Origin of the sequence: Arsukibacterium sp. UBA5043, from assembly GCA_002415085.1 — a bacterium.
Classification (GTDB): domain Bacteria; phylum Pseudomonadota; class Gammaproteobacteria; order Enterobacterales; family Alteromonadaceae; genus Alishewanella.
Window position 1 is genome coordinate 19396 of the sequence record DIBV01000008.1, and the last position, 21847, is coordinate 41242.

Annotated in this window: 21 protein-coding genes and 1 tRNA gene; 6 read left to right on the plus strand and 16 right to left on the minus strand. The window is 48.0% G+C overall.

Annotated features, from left to right (window positions below):
• Positions 1-19: 19 nt before the first annotated feature.
• From B2Q61_RS09615 to B2Q61_RS09640, 6 genes are all read right to left on the minus strand, one after another.
• Complete coding sequence (locus B2Q61_RS09615; RefSeq protein WP_290619573.1) at positions 20-1147, minus strand: M14 family metallopeptidase; 1128 nt, start codon at positions 1145-1147, stop codon at positions 20-22.
• A 64-nt stretch (positions 1148-1211) separates the two neighbouring features.
• Positions 1212-1457 (minus strand): DUF2960 domain-containing protein, encoded by a 246-nt coding sequence (locus B2Q61_RS09620; RefSeq protein ID WP_290619571.1) that lies wholly within the window; start codon positions 1455-1457, stop codon positions 1212-1214.
• Positions 1458-2309, minus strand: a complete 852-nt coding sequence (locus B2Q61_RS09625) for an EamA family transporter (protein ID WP_290619569.1) — start codon at positions 2307-2309, stop codon at positions 1458-1460.
• Positions 2309-3412, minus strand: a complete 1104-nt coding sequence (locus B2Q61_RS09630) for a 1-acyl-sn-glycerol-3-phosphate acyltransferase (RefSeq protein ID WP_290619567.1) — start codon at positions 3410-3412, stop codon at positions 2309-2311. The genes B2Q61_RS09625 and B2Q61_RS09630 overlap by 1 nt, the downstream gene beginning before the upstream one ends.
• 117 nt (positions 3413-3529) lie before the next feature.
• The gene (locus tag B2Q61_RS09635) at positions 3530-4402 is read right to left on the minus strand and encodes a DMT family transporter (RefSeq protein ID WP_290619565.1); all 873 of its coding nucleotides are present in this window, start codon (positions 4400-4402) and stop codon (positions 3530-3532) included.
• A 158-nt stretch (positions 4403-4560) separates the two neighbouring features.
• Positions 4561-5526 carry a DUF4382 domain-containing protein gene (locus tag B2Q61_RS09640; RefSeq protein ID WP_290619563.1) on the minus strand — a complete coding sequence of 322 codons (966 nt, stop codon included), beginning with the start codon at positions 5524-5526 and terminating at the stop codon, positions 4561-4563.
• A 153-nt stretch (positions 5527-5679) separates the two neighbouring features.
• On the opposite strand from B2Q61_RS09640, the gene B2Q61_RS09645 reads away from it, so the two are divergent.
• A tRNA-Pro gene (locus B2Q61_RS09645) sits at positions 5680-5756 on the plus strand.
• Between the two features lie 60 nt (positions 5757-5816).
• Here the strand turns inward: B2Q61_RS09645 and B2Q61_RS09650 are convergent.
• The 4 genes from B2Q61_RS09650 to B2Q61_RS09665 form a co-directional block, all read right to left on the minus strand.
• Positions 5817-6149 (minus strand): hypothetical protein, encoded by a 333-nt coding sequence (locus B2Q61_RS09650; protein WP_290619561.1) that lies wholly within the window; start codon positions 6147-6149, stop codon positions 5817-5819.
• Between the two features lie 10 nt (positions 6150-6159).
• Entirely contained in the window at positions 6160-7335 is a 1176-nt protein-coding gene (locus B2Q61_RS09655; protein ID WP_290619559.1) for a fibronectin type III domain-containing protein, read from the minus strand.
• Positions 7332-8720, minus strand: a complete 1389-nt coding sequence (locus B2Q61_RS09660) for a hypothetical protein (RefSeq protein ID WP_290619557.1) — start codon at positions 8718-8720, stop codon at positions 7332-7334. Before B2Q61_RS09660 ends, B2Q61_RS09655 begins: the two co-directional genes overlap by 4 nt.
• 367 nt (positions 8721-9087) lie before the next feature.
• On the minus strand, positions 9088-9573 hold the full coding sequence (locus B2Q61_RS09665; protein ID WP_290619555.1) for a DUF4124 domain-containing protein: 486 nt from the start codon (positions 9571-9573) through the stop codon (positions 9088-9090).
• A gap of 278 nt (positions 9574-9851) precedes the next feature.
• Between B2Q61_RS09665 and B2Q61_RS09670 the strand changes: the two genes are divergently transcribed.
• Positions 9852-10541: a superoxide dismutase gene (locus B2Q61_RS09670; RefSeq protein ID WP_290619553.1), complete on the plus strand. Its 690-nt coding sequence runs from the start codon at positions 9852-9854 to the stop codon at positions 10539-10541.
• 67 nt (positions 10542-10608) lie between these two features.
• Entirely contained in the window at positions 10609-11166 is a 558-nt protein-coding gene (locus tag B2Q61_RS09675; protein WP_290619551.1) for a YaeQ family protein, read from the plus strand.
• 24 nt (positions 11167-11190) lie between these two features.
• Here B2Q61_RS09675 and B2Q61_RS09680 read toward each other — a convergent pair whose 3' ends face one another.
• The 4 genes from B2Q61_RS09680 to apbC all read right to left on the minus strand — a co-directional run bounded on the left by B2Q61_RS09680 (position 11191) and on the right by apbC (position 14368).
• Entirely contained in the window at positions 11191-11766 is a 576-nt protein-coding gene (locus B2Q61_RS09680) for a glutathione S-transferase family protein (protein WP_290619549.1), read from the minus strand.
• The gene (locus tag B2Q61_RS09685) at positions 11766-12662 is read right to left on the minus strand and encodes a DMT family transporter (RefSeq protein ID WP_290619547.1); all 897 of its coding nucleotides are present in this window, start codon (positions 12660-12662) and stop codon (positions 11766-11768) included. Before B2Q61_RS09685 ends, B2Q61_RS09680 begins: the two co-directional genes overlap by 1 nt.
• A 186-nt stretch (positions 12663-12848) precedes the next feature.
• Positions 12849-13439 (minus strand): dCTP deaminase, encoded by a 591-nt coding sequence (gene dcd, locus B2Q61_RS09690; RefSeq protein ID WP_290619545.1) that lies wholly within the window; start codon positions 13437-13439, stop codon positions 12849-12851.
• A 2-nt stretch (positions 13440-13441) separates the two neighbouring features.
• Positions 13442-14368, minus strand: a complete 927-nt coding sequence (apbC, locus tag B2Q61_RS09695; RefSeq protein WP_290619543.1) for an iron-sulfur cluster carrier protein ApbC — start codon at positions 14366-14368, stop codon at positions 13442-13444.
• Between the two features lie 149 nt (positions 14369-14517).
• Here apbC and metG point away from each other — a divergent pair, with 149 nt between their 5' ends.
• Both metG and B2Q61_RS09705 read left to right on the plus strand, forming a co-directional pair.
• Positions 14518-16596 (plus strand): methionine--tRNA ligase, encoded by a 2079-nt coding sequence (gene metG, locus B2Q61_RS09700; RefSeq protein WP_290619541.1) that lies wholly within the window; start codon positions 14518-14520, stop codon positions 16594-16596.
• Between the two features lie 4 nt (positions 16597-16600).
• On the plus strand, positions 16601-18001 hold the full coding sequence (locus B2Q61_RS09705) for an MFS transporter (RefSeq protein ID WP_290619539.1): 1401 nt from the start codon (positions 16601-16603) through the stop codon (positions 17999-18001).
• A 3-nt stretch (positions 18002-18004) separates the two neighbouring features.
• On the opposite strand, the gene B2Q61_RS09710 is transcribed toward B2Q61_RS09705, so the two are convergent.
• Positions 18005-19471, minus strand: a complete 1467-nt coding sequence (locus tag B2Q61_RS09710; protein WP_290619537.1) for a hypothetical protein — start codon at positions 19469-19471, stop codon at positions 18005-18007.
• A 65-nt stretch (positions 19472-19536) separates the two neighbouring features.
• Positions 19537-20535, minus strand: a complete 999-nt coding sequence (locus B2Q61_RS09715) for an NAD(P)H-quinone oxidoreductase (protein WP_290619535.1) — start codon at positions 20533-20535, stop codon at positions 19537-19539.
• Positions 20536-20633: 98 nt separating this feature from the next.
• Between B2Q61_RS09715 and B2Q61_RS09720 the strand changes: the two genes are divergently transcribed.
• The gene (locus B2Q61_RS09720; RefSeq protein WP_290619533.1) at positions 20634-21839 is read left to right on the plus strand and encodes a class I SAM-dependent rRNA methyltransferase; all 1206 of its coding nucleotides are present in this window, start codon (positions 20634-20636) and stop codon (positions 21837-21839) included.
• Positions 21840-21847 lie beyond the last annotated feature (8 nt).

Genomic DNA, 21847 nt, shown 5'->3' on the forward strand with positions numbered 1-21847 from the left:
TTACCTTATTACTGTTACCTTAACGAAGTTTGTCCACTACTTGTAAGATGGCACTTAAACTGTCCTGGCCCAGCTTCATTGAGCGAATATCAGACCAGCCAAAAGCCTCATCTGGTAAATCGGCGTTATCTTTAAATGGCATTTCAACGGTATAAGCCAGACATTTAAACTGCTCAGCTACCCAGGCGGTGGCAACCGTTAAATTGGCCTGGCCCGGTGCATCTTTGTCATAACCGTATTTCACCTGAAATTCCGGGGTAACCGTTAATAATGCAGTTTTGAAGTCTTGCTCCAATTGCTGCATTTGATCATTGTAAGAAGGTACCCCTTCAGCACCGGCCACAAAATTATACGGCAAGTTTTCATCGCCATGAATATCGAGAAACATATCCAGGCCGGTTTCCAGCATTTTCTGGCGTACCAGATACACTTCAGGGCTGTGTTCCAGTGTCGGGTTTTGCCATTCGCGGTTCAGGTTGGCGCCAGCCGCATTGGTGCGCAAATTTCCGCGCACACTGCCATCTGGATTCATATTCGGCACGATGTAAAAAACCGCTTTTGCCAGCAAACTGCGGGCTACGCCGTCATCTTCATCCAGTAATCTGTCCAGCAGCCCTTCGATAAACCATTCTGCCATGGTCTCCCCGGGGTGCTGGCGCGCGGTGATCCAGATTTTCTTTTTAGTATCGTCCGGTTCACCAACCACCAGTAAACTCATATCACGACCATCGAGCGTTTCGCCCAAATCAACCAGCTGGCAGTTGTAATCATTTTGCGCCTGATGCAATAAATCCTGATGCCGCTCGTAGCTGTAAGGCGCAAAGTAGGCAAAATAAACCGATTCGGCTTCAGGGTAATGATTAATCGTTAACGCTTTACCATCATATTCAGTTTCTACCCGAAACCAGGTTTGACGATCGTACGAGGCAACCGCCTGATAATCCTGCCAGCCATCAGGGTACGCCGAACCTGCAGCGTTAGTGATGGTAATTTTGTGCAGTTGCGGATGCGGGCTATTTAACCGAAAATGAAACCATTGGTAAAAATCTGACTTATTATCTTTACGAATGGCCAACTGAATGTCAGCCGGATCATCGGCTTTAATTATCTCAATGTTTCCGCTGTCAAAGTTGCTGGTAATTTTCATAATTCAATTCCTGTTATATATATTGGCGAAGCCTAACATAGCCGATGTGGGCTGAACATGGTTCTCAGGGCTCGTCTCGCAGAAAAATGATGTTGCTGAAACCCATTTTGGTAAAGGCCTGTTGCCGGAAGTTTTTTATGGCGGCTTTGTCTTTCGCAGTTTTTGCAACCTGCTGCTCCATCGCCAGAAAGCTGGTTAAATCGATGCCTTCTGCCGCGGCCACTGCCTCGTATAAATCAACAAAACGATCGTAACTAAACGCGATAACTTTGCTGGTACCTTTAAAGGTGTATTGTACTTGTCTTGCCACTTAACCTCCCTGCCTGGCTGGCCTGCGGCATAACCAGATTGAAAAACCGATCATAGCGCAGCCAATGCTTAAGCGCACTAAATCTGTATCGCGCTGCCAGATGATAATATTAACCAGTAGACCGGCCGGAATCAGCGCATTGTTCATCACTGCCAGCATGCCACTGGATACCTGAGTCGCTCCTTTATTCCAACCAAAATAGCCAAGACCAGAGGCGACTAAGCCCAGCCACAACAGCACGGCCCAATGCACGCTGGTCACAGGATACTGAGCACTGCCAAGCAATAGCCAGGCAGGTACTGCCACCAGTGCCGCCCCGGCATAAAACCAGCCAAACAGTTGATGCTGTTTAATCGCAGGATGCAACGCCATAAACCTTTTGTATCCGACCTGACCAACTGCAAAACATAAATTAGCACCCTGCACTACGGCAAAGCCGGTCCAGTATTGTACACTTACCGACTGATAACGCATTAATGCTGCCGCCAGCACAGCAATGAGTGCCGCAACAAAAAACTGGGGGTTAAAGCGTTTTGCCAGCAGATCATGCAACAACGTTATGTATAAAGGGGTAAAAATAGTAAAAACCAATACTTCTGCCACGCTTAACAGCAAAAAAGACTGGTAGTAAAACAGATACATAACACCCAGTTGCACCGCACCAAACGCCATTACCGGCCAGACCAGCCGAGCAGCAAAACGATAACGCAGTAGCAGCGGGCTGAATAACAGCAGTGCCAGCAGTATCCGGGTTAACACGGCAAAATACGGGTCTACCTGCCCTGCCAGATACACCCCTATCAGGCTGAACGAAAAAGCCCAAAGCACGGTAACACTAAGAAGATAGCCCATTATGGCTGTTTTTTAACCACAGGAGTGGCGTACAATTTTGTCATCAGTTCCTGCGCTCCGGGCGGAACGCTCTGCAGTCGTTGCTGCCATTGCTCAATGGCTTTTTCGGTTGCTTCAGGTTTGGCAATACCCGCGGCCAATGCATTGATGGGATAGCAGCGGTAATGTTGCCAAAGCTGCTGATCGATAGCGGCAGCTGCCTCATCAGGATCATCAGGTAATGCCTGCAACGGACTGGTAAAAGCGACATGAACTTTACCTTTGTAACCGACGATACCTTTTATAATGGCGTCAATATCTTCAAATTCTGTTTTATGATAGTTGCCCAGAGTTTTTTTCTGCCACAGCTCATTTATTTTATCGGTGTCGCACGGGTCGTATTCGTAGGAAATACATACCGGCACGATATTCAGGCTATGCAAATACTCGCTAAAACTCAGGCCTTGTTTTTTTCCCTGCATATAAAACATTTTTAAAATGGTTGGATCAGTTTGGTCATTGCCGTCTTTTGCCCGACCCTCGCGCTGGGCAATCCAGACAGAATGCTGCTCATCCAGCGAGTGTTTAATATAGGCAGAGAGCTGAGTAAGGTTCTTCAGCATTTCGCGCGGCCCTTTGGCGCCGCGTTTTACAATAAAGCTTTTATTGAGTTTCATTAGCTCTGTAGCACAGGCTTTACGCAATAAATTGTCACCAATAGCGATACGCACCGTGGCGAAGCCTTGCTGGTGTAAACACCAGTTTACCAGTGCCGGGTCCATAGCGATGTCGCGGTGGTTCGATAGAAATAAGTAGGTTTGGGTCGGATCTAAATTTTCAAGACCTGAATAGGTAACTTTATCAGTGGTACTGGCAATCATTCTGTCCATAAAGCCAGCAACCTGCAACTGCACTGCCTTAACCGACTTTAATCTGGACCAGCGTCGTTTTAACCACAGCCGCACCAAAGGTGACAGCAACCAACCAAAAGGCCCGGATAAACGCGGAAAACGATAATGTAAGATGGCCTGTATAAACTCACGGTCAGCAATCAGGCGCGCGATAGCAGGCGCTACTTCGTTATCATGATATGGCCGGATGTCGGCAAAAGGATCCTGCTCCACTAGTACTCAGTTCGGTTAGTTAAAACAGCGGCCTATTTTACTGAGTTAGCAAAATTTCACCAGCACAGAACGCATTTTTTCTGTCTGAAGCGCAAACTCACCACTAAAACAGTTCGTTCAGGCCCACATAACGCAAATGGCAGCCAGCACAATAAATACCAGGCCCAGATGATCATTTCGTACCAGCTTTTCTTTCAACACAAACGTTGAAATTAGCAACATAAATAGTACTTCAACCTGGCCAAGGGTTTTCACCAGCGCCACTGACTCCAGGCTCATCGCGGTAAACCAGCCAACAGAGCCAACACAGCTGCATACACTAACCAGCAAGGTTAATTTAGGCCGCCGCCATAATGCTACTAGGGTTAGCCGGTCTTTCATACTTAACCACAGCACCAGCAGAAACGTTTGTAAAATAATAACCAGCAGTAATACCCAGGCCGCGCCGTGAGGAAATGGCAACCCCAGCACCAAACTGGCCTGTCGTACCCAAAGCGATGTCAACGCAAACGCCAGGCCGCAGCCAAGGCCAAGCAACATAACCGGTAAGGACAACTGACGTAAGCTGGCACCACTTAATAAAAACACCGCACCGCCACCCAGCGCCACGCCCAGCCACGCCAGTGGCGTGAGTGTTTCACTGAAAAACAGCACGCCAAGTACAGCTGCCAGCACTGCCTCACTTTTTGCCAGGCCCGCACCAATAGCATAATTGCGTAGCATAAACAGTTTGACCATTAAGCCGGTGGCCAGAATTTGGGCCAGCGCTGCACCAATAATAAAGCCCCCGAGACTGCCGTTAAGCTGGGGTAAAGGCGCTGGTTGCCACTGGTATAACGCCCATAAATACAACGCGACCAATGGCGATGCCCAGATAAAACGCGCCAGAGTTACCCCTGCCACGTTGACTTCTTTGCTTAATTGCTTTTGAAACGCGTTGCGCCAGGCCTGCATAAACGCAGCCAGCAAGGTAAAAGGGATCCACAGCACGGCATAAGCCCAGAGACGTAAAGATGGCTATGCTAGCAATAAAAATGAGGAAATAGTAGTAAGCCACCGAAATAGTGGCTATGTAAAAGGGCTCAACGACCATGTAAAATACTGCCGCATAACCCTTTTGTTATTTAATACTCTTAGCGTAATGTCACTTAATCAACAAAGTTCAGCTCCACTGGTGTGGCACTGGCGGGAATAATCACATTTTCAGCTTGCAAAAAGTTTATCTCATCAACAGCTTCAGGATCGTCAGTTACATCACAGCTTAAGGCTGCGGTGTAACTGTCAGCATCAACATAACCAATGCTATAGTTGTACTCACTGACGCCATCAAAATAGACATTAGTGCTGGCATAAGGTGGATAGGTTTTATCACCACCGTTATCGGACAATTCAGCTAGTGGCCTGTCTGCCCCCTGATACAAGTAAACTGTGGCCACGGCCACGGCCTCATCTGCTGGTGCCACGGTACAGTTATTATTTATCAGAATACCTTCTGCAACCTGGCCAATTATATGACCGATTTCGCTGTTATCCACCAACCGTAGTCCAGTAGGCTTCAACAGATAACCAGCCTGCCCAACCGGATTTACCATGGCCTTACGCAGGTCAAATTCTAAGGTATAACTAAAAGTGCCGCCGGCAGATAACGTCAAACCACCTAGTTTTAACTCATTTGAAGGCACGCGAAGTGGCACGCGACTGCCATCTTCTAATTCAACATAACTGCCTTCAGCTATTTCCAGGCGCAACTGGCCGTAGTTACCGGCGGTAAACTCAGCACCGCTAACCAGTGCTTCCGATTTAGCGCCATCGAGCAGTAATAAATCGATACCGCGGGTGTTTGGAATAATATTGCCCTGATCGTTGCGACATTTGTCGTTCGCTTCGGCTGCAACACTGTCATCACCAATAATGAAACTCTGGTTACCTACCCCATTGCCGGTTAGCTCAATTTCATTAAAACACACCATAACTGCCCGGGCACCATTTACCGGCGCATCACTGACGCCCAGGCTAAATTGGACCACCTGTGGCTGATCCTCCGACGTCCCCCCACATGCGGTTAATGTTGAAATGGCAGCAACAACTGCACCTGCTACAAATGCTTTTTTCATTATATTATCCTCGATGTTAGTGGCCTTAGTTAACAACATTCTGGCTGAACCTCGGGTTAATTTGGGTTGAGAACCGCCAACTGGCGAAAATTGCTGCAGTTAGCTCATCGAGCATTGCTTTCTGGCGGGGAATCATTATGATACGCCCTACGTCGGTACGTAGCGCAGCTTGGTAGCGCACTTCGCTGGGGGTGAAGGGGTCGGAGGTTCGAATCCTCTCGTACCGACCATTAAATTTACACCAAAAAGCCGCTAAGTTTTGCTTAGCGGCTTTTTTGATTTATAGCGGCTCAAGATTGATAGGGTAGTAATGTTTTAACATGCAAACCACTAGCAACGCCGTTTACGAAAAGCTGATAGGTAAAACTATCTGCTGTACCATCACCCTGATAAATAAAGCTACCGTCTTCGAATACGCTCAAGTTACCATGTACCGGTGGCTGGCTGATTTCGTAGCGCAGTTCAGCCGTTGGGTGCAGCAATGCGTCGCTGTAAAGCAGCGATGGCCCATTTTCACCGCTAGCGGGCACTTGCTCAGCCACGATACCTAAACCAAAATAAGCCGAGCTGGTCCAGCCGTTGTGTAACTCGCCGCTAAGCCAGCTTTTCGTCAAGTCGCTCATAACTGCTCCGTCATAAAGCAGTCCCCAGTGGCATGCGGCTGGCACCGTTAGCGAGTTTCCAATCAGCCCGATATTGATTATTGGCGCTGAGTTCGTCGGAAACCAAGGTGAATATACCATTGCTATCAGTACTCAGATTGGTTACGCGTGTCACAAGCGAACCACTAACGGGATCATAAAGCGCCACATATTCCAAAACCTGGTTAGCTAGCAGCTGACCGGTATTATCACGCAATGGTGCGCTGCTGAAGCTGGCGCAGCTAGCCGTCGGGTCGGTAGAAAAAGAAGTTTCTGCAGACCAGACGCCTGCTCCCATAGCGTTAATTGCGCGAACTTCAATATTATAACTTGTGTTAGCCGCCAAGCCGCTAAGGCCAACAGGTCTGCTGGTTGCATAAGCTGAGCCTCCGTTAAGCCGATATTCAAAACCTGTTTGATCGGTTAGAGAATAGCTGAAATTCACTTCAGCAGTGCTACTGGTAGTGAAAATACTACCAAAAGTGACCTGCCCCTGAGGCACCTGTGCAGGAGCCCCCCCTTGCCACAGAGGACTACCATGCAACGTCATGACCTCATTTCGGATGACATCAGTGGCCGTAGTACCAGCACCCTCGTCAAATAAGAACACGATATCGGCATTATTCAAATTCTGTGGTTGATCCAGCTCATTAGCTAAATTTTCAACTTGCTGCTCTGTAAGCGGCGTCACTGTCGTAGTCGTTATTTTAAAAAACTGATTCAGCACCCCGCTGGCATACCGATTAGCGTTACCATCTCCCCTGCGCATCAGATTCCAGTTGGCATCGCCAGCTAGTCCGCTAGCGCTTCCGCAATATTGGCGTACTGCACTACCACCCGCTTTGCAAAACCACAGATAATTATTACTGGCACTTAACTCCCAGATTATTAAGAAAGGTGTTGAGCCACTTTTAAAATCATTCGGCATAGTTAGTTTATTGCCAAAGGTACTGCCGCGGTGAAGCGATATTGTTCCGGCATTATTGCCGCCAGATGAATACCAGATGTTGACTGTCGAACTACTTAAACCTCCAGTTGACAACAAATAGTTCAGATCATTTGGCCCAGCCTGATAGTGGTACCAGATACCGATGGCACCATTTGTAAGCGCCATATTTTCATTCTGAAACTGGCCATACTGATTAATGCCGTTGAAAAGCAAACTCATGACAAAGTTCTCGGATCAACCCAGTTCCTGGGTTTATATAGCCAAACATCCCCATTCAGTGCATGCTGCAGCCCAATAAAGCAGCCCAAGTCGGCCGCGTACTTCCATTTTCCAAATATACCGACACCGCTACCACCGTCGTTATTAAGTTCATCTCGGGTCATCGGTCTTGCCGACCCTGTCGGTTCCACCCGCTCAATGTGCCAACCATTCGTTGATGTTGGTTTGCCAGCAGGAGGCGTAAGATAGTACAAACGGCCACCGTTGCCCCATAATACAAACTGTTCAAGTTGCTGACTAAAATCTATACCCATCCGGGTTCTGTGCTCATCATTGAAAAAGTCGTTAATGTCCCCGGCAATACTGTCGTAACGCACGCGTTGATCGTTATTAGTGGAGCCTGCATAATCCAAATCCCAGAATACAAAGGCCGCTACGGTACCACTATTACACATAACATAAACGTTACGTTGGCTATCAAGTGCTGCTGGCATTTCGCCGCTATTACCGTTCCATGGGCGGCCCACCCTGCTGATAACGTCAGCGGCCGGATCCAAATGAAACTCGATACGATATAATGATTTAGTTGTGCTTGATGTTCTGGTTGCGTAAATCACATCATGTCCGTTTTCCTGCCGATATGCAGTGTGGCAAGTTCGGGTATTAATGGCAGAACCGAATGCCGCAGACTGCCCAGTCGCAAACCAGTCACGTAGTTGCCAGGCATCTGCTCCGGCAAGGTTAACCCCGCTATAGCTGCCAGATTTTGGGTTGTCGCCCGTGCCGCCCGCTACCAGACCTTGCCCAGCTTGGTTTAAGTCAAGCAAATAGGCACCGGCCGGGCGTAAATAAACGTAGCTATTTGCGGGATCATGTAATTTTAAATAGCCGCCATCACCGTGCTGCGCCCCACCAAAAGTGCAGAAGCGGTCTAGTAGTGGCAAATAGATATTATTGTCATAAACATGGCTGGAACATGGTTGACGAAAGCCACCACATATTGGCGCGTGATTATCCGAGTTTAATGAATGATAATCAGATGGCAAAAAAGCATAAAACCAATTGCCCACAAGCATATCGAATATATAGGGCGTGTTATCAGATGTGTTGGCGTGGCCTCCGCCCCATAGCACCAGCCAGTGCCTGCTGCTATCGTATGCAAAACCCGACCAGGCTCTGATTAGTGGTTCCGGGCTTGCCTTACCATTCAAATAAGGCGGCCGTAGCTCCGGTTCAAGCCAGGCGCTCTGAAATGTATTTTGTCTGATGTTCTGCCAGCTGTTCTCTGGCATCGTGACTAATAAATCCAGGAGCGGATTAGTTTGTTGGCTAAAACGCCCAGCAACGATTCTGTTACTTTCGTCCATATAATAAGTGTCTGACACCGGCTAATCCCTTACTATCGGTTGTAACGATTTTCTGGCACATTTCGGTAAATTATCGTCTGATAAACGACTAATATAAAACATCATTAGGTTTAGTTCAGGCTATAGCATTGCGTCAAGTTTATGCTGACTGTTATCTGTGCCTGATACTTTGCGTTGTTACTAAAATGTGTCCGGAAAAAATGAAGGTTACCTGATAATTTAAATTGCCCCGGTGCAGGCAAACCTCAACGGTCAGGCAGCAGTTGCCTCGCCAGACCAGTATGGTGCCCTGGTTGCTGAGCAAATATTAAGAAAAGGCGGCAATGCTGTGGATGCTGTCGTCAATGACCCCAAGCCTGCTGATAAAAAACGGCAAAGCACTTTTTTAAAGGTCTCTTAATTGTTTTAATAATCTGTCGATCTCGCGATCTACCGTGCGAATGTCGGTATCGTACTTCGCTGTTATTGCCGCTATTTCTTTTGAAACACGTTTTTCCCATACCGCACCAGCCAGATTATTGTTCCCTTGAAGCTTAGAACGACGCAATTTTGTAATCTCGATATCACGCCGGCTTTGTAGCCTGGCCTTTCGCCCCTTAAGTTTGGTTATTTCTGACTGCAGATCCCGTTTTACCAACGCATCGCGCCCTTTTGCCAATGCTTCTGACGGGCTTTCGGTTTGCTTTGGCTGCTGCAGTGGATTGGTCGGATTGATAGCCTTATCGGTAGCGTATTGCGTTAGTTCTACCTCATTACTGCAGGGAAGCTGGCGGTAAGTCATTACGCCGTTTAGCTCACATTTATAAACCGTCGCCGCTACAGCAAATGGCAAAATCCAGAGCAGGTAGCTGATCCTGATGATTTGTTTCATAAACACACCTTTGAATTCGTGTCCTTGAACCAATCATAATCGATAGCACGTAAACATCCAGCAGCTATCGTCTGGAATCAGCCGGTGTTTTTCTGAAACTTGTTCCGCGCTGTTCGCCGCTAATCGCCAGGGAACCACCGTTCCTCGCGTTGGCAGTAGCCAGCCAGTTGTCTTATGTTTATAGTATATTTTCCATTAATTTTAATATGTTAACTCAGCTTCACCATTAAATTGAGTTAAGTGCCGCCTATTTTTAGGTTTAACAGGAGTATTCCACCATGCTAAAAACTGCCAAATCACTTTTACTTGCTACCTTATTTTCCCTGGGCAGTGTCGCTACAGCCGCTGCCGATACTTTTAGCCTGCCGCCCCTACCCTACGCTGCTGACGCCCTGGCGCCAGTGATTGATAAAGACACCATGCAAATACATCATGGCAGGCACCATCAGGCTTATGTTAATAACCTGAATGGTCAGGTTGCGACTTTTCCTGAGTTAGCACAGCTGCCGCTGGAAGCGATTATGGCGCGGATGTCGCGTTATAACAGTGCGGTACGCAATAATGGCGGTGGCCACTATAATCATCAGCTGTTCTGGCAGGTCATGGCACCGCCGGGCCAGGGCGGCCAACCTTCGCCCGAACTGCAGGCTGCCATTAATCGTGACTTTGGCTCTCTGGTTGCGCTGCAACAAGCATTTAACCAGGCAGCTGCTACCCGCTTCGGCTCTGGCTGGGCCTGGCTTATTGTCGATGAAAACAACAAGCTGGTTGTTACCTCTACCGCAAATCAGGATAATCCGCTGATGGATGTGGTGGATGTGCAAGGCACACCTTTGCTGGCGCTGGATGTGTGGGAGCATGCGTATTATCTGCAATATCAGAACAAACGTGGTGACTATGCCACTGCCTGGTGGAAGGTTGTCAACTGGAACAAAGTGAACACATTATTTAATACCGCCAGCAACTAAGCTGTTTTTAATGCGATAGCCGCAGTGCTGCGTTACACTGCGGCTTTTTTATGGCTGGAACAACTTTATGGCACTTAAAGCGACGGTTTTTAAAGTTCAGCTGCAAATTGCAGATATGGACCGTAATTATTATCAGGACCACAGCGTAACCCTGGCTCAGCACCCCTCGGAAAATGATGAGCGGATGATGGTGCGTTTACTGGCGTTTATGCTTAACGCTTCAGACAGTCTGACGTTTACTAAAGGCTTAAGTGCGGAAGAAGATCAGGCCGAGTTATGGGACTGCGATTTAACCGGTAACATTAATTTATGGGTTGAGTTTGGCCAGAGTGATGAAAAATGGCTGCGTAAGGCGTGTGGCAGAGCCCGTCAGGTACAATTATTTTGTTACGGTGGCCGCAGTGTACCCGTGTGGTGGAAGAATATTGAATCAGCATTACAGCGTTATCAAAACCTGCAAGTAACCGAGATCCCGGAAACGGCTGTAAAGGAAATGGCTACGTTGGTAAGTCGTAATATGCAATTGCAATGTAATATCAGTGAAGGCCAGATCTGGTTATCTGACGCTAATCAGAGCGTGCTGATTGAGCCGGTGATCCTGAAAATGGCGCAACAACCGGCGTAATGCAGCGACGCGAATAAATCTGGGTTATGTCAGCCTTGGATCTGATTGTTTTATCATAGGGTGCTGCTTATGCTGGTCGAGAAAGGCCAGCAACGCCGGATAGTCATCCAGTTCAATAAGCTCCCGAAATGCTATCCAGTCAAGCAAACTGTATAGCGCCATTGCCGGATAACTCCAGTTAGCGAACTCGGCATTAGCAGCTTGCTGCTCCAAGACAAACATTGATGCTGCGATCCGCTCGCGCTGCAGATTGTAAAATAATTTATCTTCATTAGTATCCAGGCCGCTGCGGCTGCACTGGTATAACATTACCAGCGAGTCATTTACTGCATTGATCACTGTCAGCTGATTCTCCTGATACCAACTTAGCGATCCAGCTTTCACTTTCGCCGCCAGATACCGGTAAATTACCCCCGAATCAAAAATAATATGACCATCATCTTCCAGCATAGGAATACGCATTGTTGGATTCATGGCCGCCAGCGTTTCACGATCCGCGCCCTCCAGAATATTTAGCTTGATAAAGTCGCAAGGAGAGTCCGCCACAAATAAGCGGATCCGCCGAACATAGGGTGAGGTTTGTGAACCGTATAATTTCATTAGTGCTCCTTTAACGCCTTTGTGGTGCGAACCGCATTTAAATTAAAACCGGTTACCAGCATAGTACCGATGATCACAATTCCGGCCCCGAAGAGCGTATGCCAGCCGATGCTTTCATTCAAAAAAAGGTGACCCCATCCTACGCCAAAAACCGGGATCAAAAAAGTGACTGTCAGAGTAGGCGTCGCACCAATATCCTGCACCAGTCTAAAATATAATAAATATGCCACACCGGTGCAAAGCACACCTAAAGCCAACACTGAGAGCAGAGTTTGCGTGGCTGGCTGAGTTTCAGCCAGCGGGATAAACCACAATAATGGCAGCAACCATAATGTCGCGCCCCACATATTGCCATGGGCATTAATAAACGCCGGTACCGGCCTGGCAAGCCGGGTATACCACGTGGCAATACCATAGCAACAGGCAGCACCGGCAGCCGCTATGATAGCCGGTAGTGCAGCGCTGTCGGCTACAATCGGATCAAAACCGACCAGAATAGCCACACCACTGATACCCAATAGCAAGCCTGTCACAACTCTGAACGTCATGGCCTGCCTGAAAAACAGCCAGCCGATTACTGCCCCCCACAACGGTGCTGTAGCATTGAGTACCGCCAGCAATGAAGCTGTTAGCGTTTGAGCTGCATAGGCAAACAGTAAAAAAGGTAAGGCGGTATTAAAAAAGCTAAGCAGCATAAAGTGCCCGGCATATTGACGCAGTGGCAAGCTCCGTTTATAAGCTATCGCCACTACCGCCAAAAACAATGATGCCAGTAATACCCGGCCAAACATTAGCCAGGCAGGTCCCAGCTCGGGCACTGCCAGGCGCATAAACAGAAAAGATGCGCCCCAAATCGCTGCCAGACTCAATAAACGGATAATACTGGCAAACGCCACAGCACGGCTCCCTGCAAAGAAACTAAGTGATTAACCCTACTAATATCAGCAATTATTTGACAGCAGGATATTGCCAAGCTATGCAACTTTATTGCATAATAATCCCGCTTCATTTTTGCTTTATAGCTTTATGCTTTTGACCCACGCATTGTCGTGGGTTTTTTAATTTTTAAACGCGGGTGTAACTCAGCTTCTGTCATCGTGACCTATCCGGCTGGCGTCAGCGCCGGTTTGCTGCCGGTATTTAGCATCCGCCCGGGTGTTGTAAGGTCTGTCAGCCGGTGTCGTCATTAACTCAAAATTAAGGGCACCAATTTTCATATGGGGCCGCAGCGCCAACGGTAGTTTTCCACTGTTATAAAATTCCAGCACAATATTACCTGACCAGCCTGGATCAATCCGGTGCGCGGTAACATGCACCATTAAACCCAAGCGGGCTAACGATGAGCGGCCATCCAGCCAACCGACAATATCTGCTGGCAGGCGCACCGATTCCTGTGTTACGCCAAGAGCCAGTTCACTGGGGTGTAAAATAAAAACCTGATCGTCTGCAATGAAAATTTCATCGCTCATTACCGAATTTAATGCCGCATCTACTTGCGCCCGTGGCCCGCTTAAATCAATGTAGGGCGCCGCATGGGCCTGAAATACCCTGAATTTGTTACCCAGGCGGATATCAACACTTACCCCACTGATCATATCGGCGTCCGGTGCCGGGGTTATGCCTATTTTTCCTTCGGCCAGGTAACGCTCTATATCGCGGTCACTCAATCTCATGTTTAATCATCCGTTATTACAATTTCTACCTGTTGCGCGGTGGCACCAGTCATATTAGTTAACATTTTGCTGCTGATTGTACGGTAAATCTCGGCAATTGGCTGCAGCTTTAACACAGCCGGTACCCCCTGATCAGCATGCTCACGAATTTGCCGCTCCAGCGGCAACTGGCCGAGTACCGGCACCTGGTAGCGCTTAGCTAACCTAAGCCCGCCTGCGGTACCAAATATATCATCGGTTTCGCCGCAATGCGGACACAGGTAATAACTCATATTTTCTATCAGGCCCAGTACCGGAATATTGACCTGATTAAACATGGCAATGGCTTTACCAGCGTCCGTTAACGCCACATCCTGCGGGGTAGTGACAATTACCGCACCACTGACTTTCAATTTTTGCGCCAGGGTAAGCTGGATATCGCCAGTACCCGGTGGCATATCAACAATAAGTATATCCAGCTGCGGCCACAAGGTTTCATTGATAAGTTGCAATAACGCCTGGCTGGCCATCGGGCCGCGCCAGACTGAAGCCTGTTCCGGATCGACCAGAAAGCCAATGGATTGCAGACTAACACCAAAGGCGTGTTTTGGATTAAGTAACTTATCGTCCGGCGAGTCCGCCCTCGCCCCTGCCAGCCCCAGCATTAACGGAATAGACGGCCCGTAAATATCAGCATCCAGTAAGCCGGTGCGCAAACCCATTTTCGCAAGGGTGGTTGCCAGATTAACCGCCGTAGTCGACTTACCAACCCCGCCCTTGCCCGATGCGACTAATACAATATGCTGAATATTGGTCATGACGGGTTCCAATGCCCGGAGCGTCTCCAGCAGGCTGCTCAGCGGCGCTGCTGACTGGTCGTGATTATGCTCAGGCTTAGCCTTTGCGCCGGTCTCTGGTTTTAGTGTCGATTTTTTCAACCAATTGAACATTATTGCTCCAAACATTGCGGCAAAAGAAACTAATTAGTGGTGAACTGCGACAATTTTGCCACATAAGGTCTTTGGCGGATGCGATTTTACGCTGGCTATTGTATCATTCAGCAATATTTTTTCAGTTATTTATGCAAAGAGCCCAGCCGATGTCGCAACGGAAAATTTTAATCACCAGCGCTTTACCCTATGCAAACGGCCCTATCCATCTAGGCCACCTGCTTGAATATATTCAAACGGATATCTGGTCACGTTTTCAAAAAGCCCGTGGTCATGAATGCTACTATGTTTGCGCCGATGATGCCCATGGCACACCAATTATGCTCAAGGCACAACAGCAAGGAATCACGCCGGAACAAATGATTGCCCAGACCAAAATTGAGCATGAGGCCGATTTTGCCGGTTTCGCCATCGGTTTTGACAATTACTACTCAACTCACAGTGAAGAGAACCGGCAATTTGCCAGCCTGATTTACCAGCGTTTAGATGACGCGGGTCATATTAAAAGAAAAACCATCAGCCAATTGTACGACCCGCAGAAAAATATGTTTTTACCTGACCGTTTTGTCAAAGGTGATTGCCCTAAATGTGGTGCCCTTGACCAGAATGGTGACAGTTGTGATGTTTGCGGCGCTACATACAGCCCAACCGATGTCAAAAATCCACGCTCTGTTGTCTCGGGTGCCACTCCGGTATTAAAAGACTCAGAACATTACTTCTTCGATTTGCCAGCATTTAGTCAGATGTTGCAAAACTGGACCCGCAGTGGTGCGCTACAGGAAGAAATGGCCAATAAGTTACAAGAGTGGTTTACTGATGGCCTGCAAATGTGGGATATCAGCCGCGATGCCCCCTACTTTGGCTTTGAGATCCCTGGAGCACCCGGTAAGTTTTTTTATGTTTGGCTGGATGCCCCCATCGGCTATCTGGCGAGCTTTAAACATTATTGTGATCAAAATAATGTCGATTTTGACAGCGTCTGGCAAAAAGACTCCAGCGCAGAGGTTTACCATTTTATTGGTAAAGATATTATTTATTTCCACAGCTTGTTCTGGCCAGCGATGCTCGAAGGTGCGGGTTTCAGAAAACCCAACGCCGTTTATGCTCATGGCTTTGTTACCGTAAATGGCGCCAAGATGTCTAAGTCACGCGGCACCTTTATTAAGGCCCGTACCTATCTGGATAACTTGAATCCGGAATATTTGCGCTATTACTTTGCTTCTAAGCTAACGTCCGGTATTACCGATCTGGATTTAAATCTGGATGACTTTACCCAGAAAGTAAATGCCGATTTAGTCGGTAAAGTGGTAAACATTGCCAGTCGTTGCGCCGGTTTTATCAGCAAGCGCTTTGACGGTAAACTGGCTGCGAGTATTGCTGAGCCCGATTTGTTACAAGAATTTGGTAATGCAGGTACCAGCATAGCGGATAGCTTTGAAAAGCGGGAGTTTGCCAGGGCCATCCGCGACATTATGGCGCTGGCCGATAAAGCCAACCAGTATATTGATAATAAGGCGCCCTGGGTATTGGTAAAAGATGAAGCCCGCCAACAGGAAGCGCATGATGTTTGCTCAATGGGCCTGAATTTATTCCGGGTATTAATGCACTATTTAAAACCGATACTGCCGGTGATGGCGCAAGAGGTGGAAGCATTTTTAAATACTGAGCTGACGTGGCAAAATTATCAAACGCCACTGCTAAACCATAGCATTAATCCGTTTAAAGCACTGATGCAACGGGTAGACCCACTAAAAGTGGCGGCAATGGTGGCCGCGTCAACCGAAAACCTGCAGCCTGCAGCGCAAAATCAACCACAAGACACACCGCACCAGGCTGCGCCAGCGGTTACCACTGCAAATGCCGACACACCTCGCAGCGCTGCCCGTGAACCTATCAGTGATACCATCAGTATTGAAGACTTCGCCAAAATTGATTTAAGGGTGGCTAAAATCATCAGTGCCAGCGCGGTTGAAGGTGCCGATAAACTGGTGCAATTGCAACTGGATATTGGCAATGGCGAAACCCGGCAGGTTTTCGCCGGCATTAAAGCCGCTTACATCCCGGAAGAACTAGTCGGACGCAGTACCGTTATGGTTGCCAATCTGGCACCACGTAAAATGCGCTTTGGCTTATCCGAGGGCATGGTTCTGGCAGCTGGCCCGGGCGGTGGTGATTTATTTATCTTAAGCCCTGATGACGGTGCCACGCCGGGTATGCGGGTAAAATAAGCCAATGCATAGCTCCTTTCGCAGTTTCTCATCACTGTTTGCCACTACCCTGATCATGGTGTTAGGGGCAGGCCTGTTAACAACATATCTGGGGTTGTCACTGGCTGCAGATGGTGTTGAGCAACTGTGGATTGGCGGCATGATGTCGGCCTATTATCTGGGATTGGTGGTAGGCTCTAAGCTCGGCCATAAACTGATTGGTCGGGTTGGCCATATCAGAACCTTTGTTGCCAGTGCCGGCATGGTGACTGCGTCAGCGTTAGGGCATGCTCTAACTGATGATCTGCAGGTATGGCTGGTATTACGGTTAATGGTCGGTACCGGCATGATGTGTCAGTACATGGTATTGGAAAGCTGGCTGAACGAGCAGGCTGAAACGAATCAGCGCGGTACCGTATTTGCCAGTTATATGATTGTCTCTTATGTTGGTATGGTTGGCGGTCAGACGGTGTTGTCGTTTTTCCCCGAGCTTGGCCTACAACCGTTGTTACTGGTTGGCATTTGTTACGCGCTGTGCATCGTTCCGATCGCCCTGACGAAACGGATCCATCCGGCGCCTTTACATCCCGCGCCGCTGAAAATTCTGCCGTTTTGGCGTCAGGTACCGCAATCACTCACTACCATCCTGATGGCAGGCGGGATCTCAGGCTCTTTTTATGGTCTGGCCCCGGCATTTGCCGCAGGTTCTGGCTTGTCTACGAAAGAAATCGCTGTATTTATGTCGGCTACCATTTTCGCCGGATTACTGGCTCAGTGGCCGATGGGCAAGCTCTCAGACAAAATACCGCGCAGCCGGCTGTTGCGGGTAAATAGTGCGCTGTTAGGCTTACTGGTACTGGCGATGGCCACTTTGCCAATAAAAGGCCCGCTGTTAATTGGCATGACGTTTTGCTTTGGTATTCTGGCATTTACCCTTTATCCACTGGCGACGGCCCTGGCCAATCAACATATTGATGCCAATGAACGAGTAGCGCTATCTGCTACCATCCTGCTAACCTTTGGCATTGGCGCCACCATTGGCCCGTTGATAGCCTCAGGGTTAATGCAGTTGTTAGGCAACAGCATGTTATATGGCTATATGGCCCTGGCCTGCCTCATTCTTTTTATTCGGTTACAGCGGGTTAATTACAATCAGAAGATGGCCAAACGCATGCTGTCTCAACAGCAATCGTCTGATTATCAGGTAGCATCTGGTGATCTTGTATCATCACCACTGGCGGCAGCACTTGACCCACGGGTAGATGAAGATCTGGTTCAGCAACAAATGCGCGATGACACTGGCGCCGGCTCGGAGTCAGTGCCAGAACAATCAGCAGCGACAATCGACACAGCAGATGGCTGTTTGCCAGGCCCCGCGGATGACAATGTTGCTGGACAACATACTACACAACTTAAACCAGATTAATCGTTAGTTCTGGTTTATCAGCGCTTTATTCCACAGGTTCTGATTTTTGGAGAAAGTGAAATATTCTCCCGGGTGCCAGCACTTAGGTAATAACGCCATGCTTTTACGCTCTTCCAAATTAGAGACCAGTTTACTTAAAATTTCTAATAGTCGTTCTTCACTAATCCGCTCCAACTTTTTGCGGGCATGTGGGTAATATAAATTATTTTCCACACTCACCACGCAGCCCTGAGCAGAGACGTTATAAGTCAGATTACGGGTTACCATCCGGCAAATGGGCATTTTCGGATCTTGCGGATATAAACCAGTGACAATGGCATATTCGTAACGATCTAAATCCTGCCGGTCAGAATCTTTGGGGATATACGTTATGCCAAACCCCTGTGGAAATACTCCAGTGATCTTAAGTAAGCCAGATACCGCAACCGGGCTGTAAACCCCTTTTTCAACACCCTTTTCCAGTACTAAACCGACTTTAGGTAACGACTCGTAGCTATAGTTCGCTTTGGTAGACAGGACAACCGAGGTATAGATTTGAGGTATCTTTAACAAGTTGCCGACACCTTGCTCGGGTTTAATGGCATTTTTCAGCATAAAAATCAGAAACGCCTGCTTTTCGCGCTCGTTTTGCAAATACCGGTCACGTTGTTCTTTAGAATTACCCTGATAAGAACCAATCCCAATTGCTTGCACCACAAAATTTAAGCTTTCCCGATAACTGATTTTTAACAGCTCGGTTCGCTCGTCATTTTCCAACACCCTGAATTCATCCAAATCGCCAGCAGAACCTTTGAGGATCCGCTGGGCATCCGGGTGACAACTGCCAATATCCTGTAGCAGCGCCGCCATCAATAATGGTACCTGCACATCGTCCCGAAACGGCTGATATTCATCAGCAGCAGCGGTGCCTGCCGCAGCCTGAAATCTCTGCAGGATAAATGGATGGCTTATTTGATTGTCGAGTAACAGCCTGTCCAGTAAACGTATACTTAGCAATGCTTTGTACAGATGTTTACTTTTTTGATTGGACGGCGCGATATTTTTGCCAGCAGTCGGTGACATCAGCTGAATGGTCCCGAGCATCTTAGCGCTTTGGATATTGGTTTCTTCAAAAGAATCACTTTCTGACAGTGTCAGGATGTCTAAACATAAACGCCGTAACGATTCATATCGGTTTAGCTTGTCTTGCTGTAGCTGCTTATTAAAAAATTCCTGTTCGCTCTGAGCCTGTTGCAGGTTTCGTTCGATCAGTGCCTGGTCACCTTTATTGGCCTGGGCTTGCCGGCTCTGAAACAAAAATACCTGCTGTTCACGCTCTGCCTGCTGCTGATCCCGCTCGGCAGCACCGTTAAACCATTGCATTGCCTGCTCGAACAATGAATCTGCCACCTTTGTGTCGTCATAAATACGGTTTAACAGGGCTTTAACGGCTTTTGTAAAATTGGATTTACCTACATTTCCAATTTGCATTATTTATATTTATCCTTATTTGGCATACCTGAGATAATACGAGTCAGTATTGCATCGTTGAGAATTTAAAATATCAACACCAACTTGCCAATATTTATATTTTTTTTCATGATGTTATGAGCAGTTTCTGCGTTTCTCCAGTCATAGCTATCACTGAGTAATGGCGACAAACGGCCATCCGCCATCGGCGCAGCAAAGGCTTCACAAAAGGCAGCAGTTAATGTCGCTTTATACTCATGGCTTCTGTTTCGAAGGGTGCTGCAAATCAACCGGCCACGCTTTTTAAAAAACGGTGCCATATCAAAATGCTCAATCGTTCTTCCCCCCATCATGGCATAGACAATAATAACGCCATCCTCTGCCAAAACTTTAACATTTTCGCCAATATAATCACCGGCGACAGGATCAAGAATAATATCAGCACCCGCTGGCCAGTTCGCTGCCAACTCCGCGGCAAACTGGCTTTGACGATAATTAATTGCGATATCCGCACCCAGTTGCAAACAGGCAGCTACTTTCTCTGGCTGACCAACTGTTACCGCCACGCTGGCGCCCGCTAATTTTGCTAACTGAATGGCGCTGGTACCGACACCACTGGCACCCGCATGCAGTAATACCCTGTTATCTGGCTGCAGATTACCCAACATAAACAACAATTGATAAGCAGTCAGAAACGTTTCAGCAGCGGCTGCGGCTTGTGACCAGGTCCACGCTGCGGGCTTGCTGATTGCATGTTTTTTTTGCAGTAAAGCGTATTGAGCGTAACCGCCGCCGGCAACAATACCAAACACGTCTTGCCCCAGCCACTTTTCATCGGCTTTTGCACCAACCTGCACCACAATGCCGGCAACCTCAAGCCCAAGAATGTCACTCTCGCCCGCAGGCGGAGGGTAATGTCCCTGGCGTTGCATTAAATCGGCGCGGTTCACCCCGGCGGCTTTAACTTGGATTAACAACTGGCCAGCTGCGGGCCGGGGTACGTCATGTTGCTCTATCACAAGTGCACTGTTTTTACCCGGTTGTTGTACAGCGATAACTTGCATTAGCAAAGGAACGTCTGGCATAAAACCCCTAATTGTTAGCGACTGACAGTTTTTGCTTTAGCTTTGCTGCCAGCTTCTCTAAAATGCGGTTTTTAGTCTAGCACAGTGTAGCCAAACGAATGAGCAAGCAAACTGCAAGTCCGGCCATTATTCTGGCCCCGGGTCGGGAGAAAGCGCTAAAGCGGCAGCATCCCTGGATATTTTCAAATGCCATAAGTCAGGTTATCAGTACCCCCAACAGTGGAGACATTGTTGATGTGCTAAGCAGTAAAGGTGAATGGCTGGCCAGCGCCGCTTACTCTCCCCGCTCGCAGATCAGAGCCCGGGTATGGAGTTTTGACCAGAACCAGTCAATTGATGAAGCTTTTTTTTATAGCCGTTTAGACGATGCCTGGCAATTAAGGCAAAGCCTGTTTGATCAAAGTACCACTAATGCGGTCAGACTGATTGCCGGTGAGTCTGATGGTCTGCCCGGTATTACTATTGATAAATACGCCGATGTATTGGTATGCCAGCTGCTGTCAGCCGGGGCCGAGGCCAGTCGCAAGCCTTTGCTGGCGGCCTTGATAAAAAGGTTTCCTGACCACAGCATTTATGAGCGATCTGATGTCGATGTCCGGAAGAAAGAAGGACTTGAGCCAGTAACTGGCTGGCTTCATCTGCCCCGGGGCGATGGTGAAGTGATTATTCAGGAACACGGCATGGCGCTGCTGGTCGACGTAGTCAATGGTCACAAAACCGGTTTTTATCTTGATCAGCGGGCCAGTCGACAGGCCGTCAAACGCTATGCCAAAGATAAAACAGTTTTAAACTGCTTTAGTTACACCGGCACTTTTGCCGTTGCCGCTTTGCAAGGAGCAGCCAGTAAAGTAACCAACGTTGATTTGTCAGAGCTGGCGTTAGCCACTGCTGAGCGCAATGCCAGCTTAAACCAGCTGGATTTGAGCTTACTGGAACAAAGCAAAGCCGACGTATTTAAATTACTTCGGCAGTATCGGGAACAGGGCCGGCAATTTGATCTGGTGATCCTGGACCCGCCAAAGTTTGCTGACAATAAGTCACAACTGGCCGGTGCATGTCGCGGCTATAAAGATATCAATATGGTGGCGATGCAACTGGTGAAACCGGGCGGATTATTATTTACGTTTTCCTGCTCCGGTTTAATGGAAGATGGCTTGTTTCAGAAAATTGTGGCTGATGCTGCTTTAGATGCAAAACGCCAATGTCAGTTTTTAGAGCGTTTACAACAAGACAGTGATCACCTGGTGCTAAGCACATTTCCAGAGGGCCATTATTTAAAAGGCTTGATCTGCAAAATTGCCTGAGGTAAGCA